The following is an 11,027-nucleotide window of genomic DNA, read 5'->3' on the forward strand; positions in this document are numbered from 1 at the left end:
AATTTAAACATCGCGATTACTTAGGTTTGTTTTTTAACATTTCTCGTAAATTTGCTACGCCCATTTTTGCCGTTTGTTCTTTTTGTTCTTGGCTTTTTTTCACTTGGCTCAACTCCCATTTTAAATCATCTTGCGGAAGTTCATGTAAAAATCTACTGGCTTCGGTGCGAGCAATTTCACCAAACTGTCGGCGTTCACGAGCATACGTAAAAATCAATTCACGCTGCGCTCGAGTGATCCCAACATAGGCAAGTCGACGTTCTTCTTCTACATTGCCTTCATCGATACTGGTTTGATGTGGTAGTAAACCTTCTTCCATACCGATTAAAAAAACAAAAGGGAACTCTAAGCCTTTTGAAGCATGTAAGGTCATTAACTGTACTTGATCACTTTCTTCTTCATCTTCATTGCGCTCCATCATGTCACGCAAGGTTAATCGTGTGACGACTTGAGCTAGGGTCATCGGATCTTCGTCTTCATCTCCTTCAAGCATTTGTTGCACCCAACTAAACAATTGTGTGACATTTTTCATGCGCATTTCTGCTGCTTTTGCACTGGGAGAATTATCGTACAGCCAATCTTCATAGTTAATCTCGCGTACCATCGCGCGTAAAACAGCAGGAGTGTCGCCACGTTCAGCATGGTCTGCGGTTTCAACAATCCATTGCGTAAAACGTTGTACAGCAGCTAGACCTCGACCTTGAAGATGTTGTTCAAGCCCTAATTCAAAACTGGCTGCAAACATACTGATTTGTCGCATATTTGCGTAACTACCGAGTTTTTCTAAGGTAGTTGGCCCTATTTCACGACGGGGAACATTGACGATTCGTAGAAAAGCGTTATCGTCATCAGGGTTCACCAATACACGTAAAAAGGCCATCATGTCTTTTATTTCAGAGCGTGAGAAAAACGAGGTACCACCGCTGATTTTATAAGGGATCCGGTTTGTCATTAATGCTTTTTCAAGCAAACGTGATTGATGATTGCCGCGATATAGTATGGCGTAATCTTTAAATTTAGAACGGTTTAAAAAGCGATGGCCTATGAGTTCACCTACCACTCTTTCTACTTCATGATCTTCATTTTTTGTTTGTACAACGCGTAACTCAACCCCATAATTTAATTCACTAAATAAGGCTTTATCATAAACATGTGGATTATTGGCAATTAAAATATTGGCACATTTTAAAATTCGACCACTTGAGCGGTAGTTTTGTTCGAGTTTGATTAATTTTAGCTGTGGAAAATCTTCCCCTAAAAGCACTAAGTTTTGTGGCTTTGCGCCACGCCAAGAGTATATAGATTGGTCATCATCACCAACCACAGTCAATAAACCTTTTTCACCGGTGATAAGTTTGACTAATTCATATTGGCTGGCATTGGTATCTTGATATTCATCAACCAACATATATTGTATTTTTTGCTGCCAACGTGCTTTTACCTCAGGGAAATTTTTCAATAATAACGTTGGGATCAAAATTAAATCGTCAAAATCTAGCGCGTTATATGCTTTCATATGCTTTTGATACATAGCATAAAATTCAGCATACATTTTAGTGTCAGCATCGCTTGCCAATTTGATCGCGCTATCTGGAAGTAATAAATCATTCTTCCAATTTGAAATCATGCTTTGCAATTTGTTCAGTAAATCTTTATCGCCGTCTAACTCGTCTTGGGTGAGCTCTTTTAATAAAGCCAAAGTGTCTTGATCATCAAAGAGGGTGAAACCAGGTTTGTAACCTAAGGTTTTAATTTCTTTGCGAACAATATCTAATCCTAATGAATGAAACGTTGAAACGGTTAAGCCTCGAGTGAGTGCTTTGTCTAACATGTTAACCACACGTTCTTTCATTTCTCGTGCGGCTTTATTCGTAAAGGTCACGGCGGCAATGTTTCGAGCCTTGTAATCGCACTTTTGGATAAGATAAGCAATTTTTTGGCAAATAACCCCTGTTTTTCCACTTCCGGCACCGGCTAATACAAGGCAAGGGCCACTGACATATTTTACTGCTTCATTTTGTCCGGGGTTAAGTTTCATTATGTTTATTAAATTTAAATGATGAAATATAAAGGGCGGTGATTTTACCTTGTTTACTATACCCAAGCTACCTCAAGATTTAGGATTCAGCTGAAATTAGAAACGTCTTTAGGCAAGGCATTGATTGAAAAGCATGGTTTTTCCCTTGTTAAAATCAATAGCGCAGCATAAAGCGCTTCTAAATTAGCCCTTTGAGGAATCTTGAAACTAGCATCTTGAGGTGGTTTGGGTATATATATCGTATAGTGAATTAGACGTTGGCAAAACGGTTATTTGTATTACAATAGCCCGATAGGTTATTGACAGGTTAAAATAATGATTAATGCTAAAAAAATTGAAGATATTGCTAAGCAAGTTACAGACGCTATACCTCCTGGTTTGAAAAATATTGCGGCAGATTTTGAAGATAAAACAAAAACGGTATTACAGCGCAAACTTTCACAATTAGATGTCGTTTCGCGAGAAGAATTTGATGTGCAAACGCAGGTGTTATTAAAAACGCGTGAAAAAATAGCCCAATTAGAAACAAAAATTGCTGAATTAGAAGCTAAGTTTTCAGCAGAAAATTAAAGCAAACCTGCGTTTTAGATTAATCATTGACTAACGACCAAACGGCTAATTCATTACCGCTTGGCTCAATAAAATGAAAACGTCGCCCACCGGGAAAACTAAAGATAGCTTGGGATATTTTACCGCCAGCATTTTCGACATTTTGCTGAGTTTGTTCTAGATTTTCGCTCATTAGCACCAGTAAAGCTGAACCACTTGCTGTGGTTGATTTTAGCTCTGAGCGATAAAACCCGCCATCAAGCCCTTGATTGCTAAAAGAAGTATAGTCAGGACCATAATCTACAAACGACCATTGAAAGGCTTGGCTGAAAAACTGCTTAGTTGCTTGTAAATCCTTTGCAGGAAACTCCACATAACTTAATTTTTCATTTTCGCTCATAATTTCCCTTAACTTTAATATTGTCAGTGTATTGTAGAAATGTTCATTTTTCAGTGATTATGTTATTTATGTTAAAATAACATTGTTTACGTATAGAGCACTAGAACATAACTCAATGACCATGGATTGGGTATTATTAATTTTACTTGAAATCTAAGGTTTTTCATTTAACTATGTTGAAATTGTACCCGCATTCCTTTCACTATCTCAGTGGCATCTTTCACTGGTATTTGTCTTTTCCTTTTATGTTTATACGCCATTTATTCATCTTTGCTATTTTTAGCATTAGCGGTTTTGTTAGTGCGGAAACCTTAACGTTACCGGATTTTAAACAAGGTACATTAGGTAAACACCTTCAATATTTTCAAGAGTTAAATGGGCAGTTAACCCTTGATGAAGCTAAACAAAAATTTCGTTCATCCATGACTAAAAAAGGCTCAAGCCATTCAATTTCGCTTGGCATTAATGTCGCGCCTGTATGGATGAATTTTGCGGTAAATAATACTAATGATTTGGCTGAACTGTATCGACTGTCCATTGAAACACCGTGGCTTGACGTTATTGATACGTGGTTAGTACAGGATGGAAAAGTCATAAAACATATAGCAGGTGGTGATGCTTATCCTTATTCGCAAAGGCCTATGCCTTATCGTTTTTATGCTTTTGAACATCATTTCAACCAAGGTAAAACTGAGGTGTATATTCGTATTGCAACCAAAGGACCTTTAGCCATACCGGTTCACTTTAGTTCGGTAAAAAAAGCGATTGAAAGAGATATCACCAGTAGTTTTCAATATGGGCTTTTATACGGAATAATGTTGGCACTGGCTTTATATAACTTAGTGCTATTTGTCTTTATTCGGCAAAAAGAATACGGTTTATATAGCTTGTACCTTTTTGGCTTTGTGTTAAATAGCCTTTCATATACCGGCCAATTACACACAGTTATTACTTACGATTTTGGTCCTTATTTTCAGGACTGGCTCGATATCTTTTTAATGATCACATATAGCGTTGCAGGGTTGCACTTTGCTCGTTTATTACTCAAAACAAAATTTTATGCCCTAAAACTCGATCAATTTGTGGTGCGTATAACTATTGTTATTCCTGTTGGCATGGTTATCGGCTTTGTGTTTGATCAATTGTTCTTTTCCATGGTGTTAGCTTTTTTGCTAAACACATGTTTTGCAGTGCTATTTATTGCAATGGGTATTAGAGCGCTCTTGGCAAATAAACCATTTGCTGTCATTTTTATTTTATCATCTGTAACCGCCGCCATTTGTATTACTATATCTACTCTTGCTGTTGCAGGTTTTTTAGTGCCTTACAATGGATATACGTTTAAAGCGATTGAACTGGGTATGGCATTTGAGGCTATTTTATTGGCGGTTATTTTAGCGAGACAATTTCGTATGGCAAAGCTTGATAAAATGATCGCAGAAACCTACGCTCGTACTGATGCGTTGACTCAATTGAATAATCGACGTGGCTTTCAGGAATTAACACAACCTATTTGGCAAGGGATTATTCGTACGAGAAGAGATGCGGCCATAGTGTTACTAGATATCGATTTTTTCAAAAGATTTAATGATCAATATGGCCACGAAATCGGCGATAAAGTGTTAGTAAAAGTTGCACAATGTTTAAAAGAAACGGCACGAAAAGGTGATGTTTTTGCACGTTGGGGTGGAGAAGAATTTATTCTATTTTTGCCTGAAACCACTGAAAAACAGGCGTATTTGCAAGCTGAACGTATTAGATCCGCAATTGAGATGCTCGAAATTCAAGTGATTAAACTACCTTTGTCAATAACGGCTAGCTTTGGGGTTGCCGGCTCAACCGAAAATTACTTTCAAGGTGAGCCTTTATCATTAAGAGCACTTGAGCCAATGATAAATTTAGCCGATCGCGCCCTTTATGTCGCGAAGCAAAAAGGCAAAAACCAAGTTTGCCTTTCAAAATAGTGTTATTTTTTTAACTTCGCAAAAGCGTCAGCAAAGGCATTACCCATGGCTGCATTTTCTACAGGTTTAGGCTTATTTCTATTTGGCTTGTTAGTACTATTTTTTTGAGGCTTCTTGGTGGGATTAGCCTGAGGTTTATGCTGAGTTTGTTGTTTTTCTGTTGAAGATAAAATAGCATCATTTAACCGCATCGTTAAGCTAATGCGTTTACGTGCAGGGTCAACTTCAATCACTTTAACTTTAACAATTTCACCGGTTTTTACGATTTCTCGTGGGTCACTGACAAACTTATCGGTTAACGCTGAAATATGTACTAAACCGTCTTGATGGACACCTAAATCAACAAAAGCGCCAAAGTTAGCAACATTTGAGATAACCCCTTCTAATACCATACCGACTTTAAGGTCGTTAATGGTGTTAATCCCTTCTTTAAATTGCGCCGTTTTAAATTCAGGGCGAGGATCACGGCCCGGTTTTTCAAGTTCACTAACAATGTCTTTTATGGTTAATTCACCAAAGTTTTCGTCGATAAGTTCGTTGATACTTAGCTTATTTAATTGCGTTTTATCGCCCATTAATGAGTGAATATCACTTTGTAACTGTTGAATTATTTTTTCCACCACGGGATAAGTTTCTGGGTGAACGCCTGAACTGTCTAACGGATTATCGCCATCGGTAATACGTAAAAAACCTGCCGCTTGTTCATAGGCTTTTGGTCCTAAACGCGCCACTTTTTTTAAGGTTTTGCGATTGTTAAATCTGCCATGTTCATCGCGATATGCCACAACATTTTGAGCCATGGTTTTATTTAATCCGGAAACTCGTGCTAATAAAGCGGCTGAGGCATTGTTTAAATCAACCCCAACATTGTTAACACAATTTTCAATCACATTATCAAGCATTTGGCTTAATTGACTTTGATTGACATCGTGCTGATATTGTCCGACACCAATAGCTTTTGGATCGATTTTTACTAATTCTGCTAACGGATCTTGTAGCCTTCGAGCAATAGATACTGCCCCGCGTAAAGAAACATCTAAGTCAGGAAACTCGTCAGCAGCAAGTTCTGATGCCGAATAAACTGAAGCGCCCGCTTCACTGACGATCATTTTTTGTGGTTTATCTTTTTCAAGGCTTTGAATCACTTCAGCCACTAAAGTGTCACTTTCTCTTGAGCCTGTACCATTACCAATGGCAATTAATTCAACGTTGTATTGTTGACATAAATTTACTAATGTACGCGATGATTTATCCCAGTGATTTTGCGGTGCATGAGGAAAAATAGTGGTGGTGTGTAGTAATTTTCCTGTGCTGTCGACAATGGCAATTTTACAGCCGGTTCTTAAACCTGGATCTAAGCCTAACGTTGTTTTTGCGCCAGCAGGTGCAGCCATTAACAAGTCAGATAGATTAGTAGCAAAAACCTTAATTGCTTCAGCTTCGGCGCGCTCTCGTAATTGTCCTAATAATTCGGTTTCTAAATGCACACTTAATTTAGCTTTCCATGCTAATCGAATCGTTTTCGTGAGAAAATCCGCCGCATTTTGTCCTGTAAGCCTAAAATTATAATGTTCAAAAATGATTTGTTCTGCACTGGAAAAGCTACTTGCTTCGTTGTTTGGGTCAACTACTAAACTTAACTGTAGAATGTTTTCATTGCGCCCACGAAACATAGCAAGTGCACGATGTGAAGGTACTTTATTTAAGCGTTCTGAAAAATCAAAATAGTCTTTATATTTTAATCCTTCTTGTTGTTTCCCTTTTGCAACCGTACTGGTTAAGTGCGCTTGCTTGAGCAGGTGTTTTCGTAATTTTTGTAATAAGTTTGCGTCTTCGGCAAACCGTTCAATAAGGATATAACTTGCCCCTTCAAGCACGGCTTTAACATCGGCAAAACCTGCTTCGGCATTAATATATGCACTGGCTTCTTTTTCTGGCAATAACTGCCAATTGTTGTATAGGTTGTTGGCCAGTGGCTCTATACCTGCTTCAATGGCAATTTGGCCTTTAGTGCGTCTTTTCGGACGATAAGGTAAGTATAAATCTTCAAGTCGGGTTTTATTGTCAGCTTGATTAATCTCATTCGCTAACGAAGGCGTTAATTTACTTTGTTGTTCAATATTTAATAAGATAACTTTTTTACGGTCTGCTAAATCACGTAAATAGCGAAGGCGTTGATCAAGATGACGTAAATGATTGTCGTCTAACCCTTGCGTGGCTTCTTTTCGATAACGTGCAATAAAGGGAACCGTTGCGCCATCATCAAGTAAATTAATTGCCGCATTAATTTGTTGAGGTTTTACGTTTAATTCTTGTGCAATTTGTTCGGCAATTAGCGCCATTTTAAGCTGTCCTTAATAAATTTTTATACTGATTAAATTGGGATGGATTTCGATAATACAAGCTTCTCTAACGTCATCAAAGAATTCGGAGCAATTGTAGTTATCATTTAAGAAATTCAAATGATAATAGTGGAAAATTTTTTATTGTGCTGATGCCCAGTATAAATTAATGAGCATCAATGGTTTTTTTATTGGGATCGGCCGAGGTGTCATCGTCAACCACTACACAGTTTCGGCCAGATAATTTTCCGTTATATAAACGTTTATCTGCATAAGCTAAAGCATCGTTCATATTACTAGCTTCATCTGGCACAATACAAACGCCAATGGTTAAGGTGACGATACAAGGAAGTTCGTGAATAAATTGAGGAAAAAGCATCACTAAATTTTCTTGTAAACGACCGCCAAAAGCCTTGGCTTTATTTTTATTGGTCTCTGGTAAAATTATAGTGAACTCTTCCCCTCCATATCGACAAACCACGTCCATATCTCTTGCTGTTTTTGTCATGACAAGAGCAACAAATTCTAAAATTTTATCACCGGCTTGATGCCCGTGCGTATCATTCACTAATTTAAAATGATCTATATCAATCATTAATAAAGCCATGGGGCGACAAGCTCTAGTCGCCATAGCAATTTCTTGGGGAAGGTACTCATTTAAATAACCGCGGTTATATAAACCGGTTAATGGATCTCTTAACGCTTTTTCACGCAATTGCTCATACTTTTGACGGTAAGTTAGAAAGGTAAACATATCTTTAAAATCGTGACCTGACCGTTCATTAAATAATGAGCGCTGCGTTTCAAATTTTAAAAAAACATACAACAATAATGAATAAAGCGCTGAGACTAATAATTTACCGATCAATGAGGCTTGTAAAATCGACAAATATTGGGGATGTTCATAAAAGGCTAAACTGATAAATAAAATGCTGTCGAAAATTAAAACAAAAGCCATGGTCGAATATATTCGGATAAATAATTGTTTTATATAGCGGCCGAGATATTCATAACTGAGAATTACTAAAAAGACATCCAATACTAATACTATGGTGCCCAAAAATAACACTCTAGGCTGATAAATAAAAAACTCCAACGGAACGTCTGCCACCACGGGAGGTGGAGTTCCGGCAACATGGGCTCCAATTAACAAAGTAAACAAACTTAACGTTATGTTGGCAAATATCAACCCGTACACTAAGTTACGTGATTCTTCCGCATCTTCTTTAATGTAAATAAGTAAAATAGCAAAAAGACCTGCGGTAAAAAGGACTGCAGAGCCAGGGCTGACAAAAAAGCCTGGCAATAATTCGAAATAGAGGAAAGACGCTAAGGTTGACTGCATATGCTGAAATACCCCTAAAGAGATATAAAGCGTCGCGATACCAAATTTATTACGTAATTGAAAAAGCGTAATAATAAATAGGCCAACAAGTAAAGCCTCGGCCGTGAAGAAGAAAAACTGATATAAATATTCCATAACATTCAGCTTAGATGAAACAAGACATAATTGCGATAAAATGCTAAATGCTCTGAGCCTATTGATTTGAAGATGCAAATCCAGGTGGATTATTCGAAGAGAATCAATCATTAACCTCTAGATTTATTGTTAAAATGTAAATCATAAGTTTTTTGTTATCAAAATGTTGTCTTTTTGTTAATTATTGACTTATAGTTGTAATGATATTTTCTTAAAAAGACTGACAAGGATGTTGATCTATGAAAAAACACATACTCAGTATGTTGTGCATGCTTATGTGTGCAATAAATGTATCCGCTACAGAGAACATGACATGGGAAGATAAGCAATACCATTATCTTCATGGTGACTTTAATGGAGATAAAGTCCCTGACTTATTCCTTCAAAGCCTTTCTGAACAGACTCCTTCTTTAATCGTCTTTGGTCAAATAATTGATGAGAATACGCAATATTTGGTCGAAAACGAGATCACATTACCTGATATTGTTAATGGACACCTATGGAATAACTTAGCTGCTAATGTTGTTGTTTTTGATCATAACGGAGATGGTCTTTCAGATATTTTTATTGTTAACCATTCACAAAAAACTGCTCTTGTTATCAATGGTGATGTAAACGATATTGATTTTTCTAATATTGCTAACACATATACAAAAAAAGAACTTAAATGGCTTAAAAAGTCAACACAGTACGTTTTGTATACCGGAGATTTTAATGGTGATAAGCAGCAAGATTTACTTGCGGTCTCTGAAAAAAACAAAACTCATTATTTAATGCATGCAACAGTAGAAAATAGTTTATTCGTTGCCCAAGAAATTAAAAAAGCGTTTAAGTGGGCTAAGAAAACTGATGTTGACGTTAAAATAGCGGATTTCAATGATGATGGAAAAGCAGATGTTTTTGCTGTAGCTCGCGCGAAAAACACTAAGCATTATCTTACCTTTGCTGATGAAAATGGTTTACTAGGTGAAACCACTGTAATCAAAGAAAAAGTTAATAATAAAGATTGGAACGCTAATGATTTTAGCTTTATTGTTACTCATGCGGATGCTGATGAAACCCTTGATTTAGTGCGTTTAAATAACATGCCAGGTGGTGTCGATGAATATGGCGAACTTATCGAAGCTGAAGCTGGTGATGATGTTGACGATATAACGAACGATTGTGACCAATTGTTTTATTCTATCGAAAATTTAAGTGAAGGTGAAAGTTGTGCGCCTTGGGGTGATGCTATAGTTGATACTACACCAGGCTTAGTCGGTACTTCAAAACCATCCGTTGAAACTCACTCGTTTGCAACGGGTGGGGTAACACAAATGGCCGCACCTATTGAATGCTCACCACTTGACCCATGTGGAGAAACAACTCCCCCAGAAACACCGTCATCATACCCTTCGGTAGATGGGGGTAGTTATCACCCAGTTGGTAGCCAAATAAGGGTGAGATATAACTCTATTCATATGGCTAATTATTATGAAATATACACGAGTACAAATAATAGTAGTTATTCAAAAGTAACGACAACACCCTCTTTGTCTGCTGTAGTGAATGTAAGAAGTAGTTACGGTTATTTTTATATAAAATACAAAGCGTGTAATACCACTGGAGGATGTAGTGGATTTAGTCCTTATCGTAGGTTGTACGTATATACAGTTTCTGGAAAACCTCAGAGTTTGACATCTTCAAGCTACTCACCTTCAATAGGGGAAAGTTTCAATTTAACAATTGGCTTTGCTAATGGCTCGGTTGATGGAGCAAAATATTATCTACAAGAATCTTTCAATGGAGGTAGTTATACAACAGTTTGTACGAAAACTCGTACAACATGGCGAGAGAATTCTTATACCTGTCCAATCTCTGGCAAGTCTAATTCAGGTATCTATAAATATAAAGCTTACGTATGCAATCCTCAGAATGTAGGGTGTGGAGGGAATACGTATAGTTCGAATGTTGTAGTTGCCAAACCAGTACCTGGTTCTCCTAGCTCTTTTTCTGCATCACCAAGTACGATAGCTTATGGTGGAACAACTACGTTAAGTTGGTCAAAGCCGAGTGACTACACTGGGAGCGTTTATTACAATGTTTATACTAAAAAGCCGGGTGGAAACCGCTGGAGGTGGAAGACAAAACTTACATCTAGTAGCACTTCAAGTGGACCATTAGATTTATCAGGCGTTCATTACTTCGATGTTGAGGCGTGTAATAGTGACGATATTTGTGGTAATTCTACTCCTGTAGTTGGTGTTACTGTGCT

7 protein-coding genes are annotated in these 11,027 nt (G+C 37.4%); 3 read left to right on the plus strand and 4 right to left on the minus strand.

Going from position 1 to position 11,027, the window contains the following annotated elements; all coding sequences use genetic code 11:
* Positions 1-16: 16 nt before the first annotated feature.
* On the minus strand, positions 17-2,038 hold the full coding sequence (gene rep / locus ABXH06_RS12880) for a DNA helicase Rep (protein ID WP_353518497.1): 2,022 nt from the start codon (positions 2,036-2,038) through the stop codon (positions 17-19).
* 315 nt (positions 2,039-2,353) lie between these two features.
* Between rep and ubiK the strand changes: the two genes are divergently transcribed.
* Positions 2,354-2,608, plus strand: coding sequence for a ubiquinone biosynthesis accessory factor UbiK (gene ubiK, locus ABXH06_RS12885; protein ID WP_311584932.1), 255 nt, complete (start codon positions 2,354-2,356; stop codon positions 2,606-2,608).
* Positions 2,609-2,627: 19 nt separating this feature from the next.
* Here ubiK and ABXH06_RS12890 read toward each other — a convergent pair whose 3' ends face one another.
* On the minus strand, positions 2,628-2,987 hold the full coding sequence (locus ABXH06_RS12890) for a VOC family protein (RefSeq protein ID WP_353518498.1): 360 nt from the start codon (positions 2,985-2,987) through the stop codon (positions 2,628-2,630).
* A 173-nt stretch (positions 2,988-3,160) separates the two neighbouring features.
* Here ABXH06_RS12890 and ABXH06_RS12895 point away from each other — a divergent pair, with 173 nt between their 5' ends.
* Positions 3,161-4,951: a sensor domain-containing diguanylate cyclase gene (locus tag ABXH06_RS12895; RefSeq protein WP_353518499.1), complete on the plus strand. Its 1,791-nt coding sequence runs from the start codon at positions 3,161-3,163 to the stop codon at positions 4,949-4,951.
* Positions 4,952-4,953: 2 nt separating this feature from the next.
* Here ABXH06_RS12895 and ABXH06_RS12900 read toward each other — a convergent pair whose 3' ends face one another.
* Positions 4,954-7,293 carry a Tex family protein gene (locus ABXH06_RS12900; RefSeq protein ID WP_353518500.1) on the minus strand — a complete coding sequence of 780 codons (2,340 nt, stop codon included), beginning with the start codon at positions 7,291-7,293 and terminating at the stop codon, positions 4,954-4,956.
* Between the two features lie 166 nt (positions 7,294-7,459).
* Entirely contained in the window at positions 7,460-8,773 is a 1,314-nt protein-coding gene (locus tag ABXH06_RS12905) for a diguanylate cyclase (protein ID WP_353518501.1), read from the minus strand.
* Between the two features lie 239 nt (positions 8,774-9,012).
* Between ABXH06_RS12905 and ABXH06_RS12910 the strand changes: the two genes are divergently transcribed.
* Positions 9,013-11,027: FG-GAP repeat domain-containing protein (locus ABXH06_RS12910; protein WP_311584917.1), on the plus strand; the 2,015-nt coding region annotated here is incomplete at its 3' end.

It is taken from the genome of Thalassotalea sp. SU-HH00458 (genome assembly GCF_040362795.1).
In the GTDB taxonomy this organism is placed as follows: Bacteria; Pseudomonadota; Gammaproteobacteria; order Enterobacterales; family Alteromonadaceae; genus Thalassotalea_H; species Thalassotalea_H castellviae.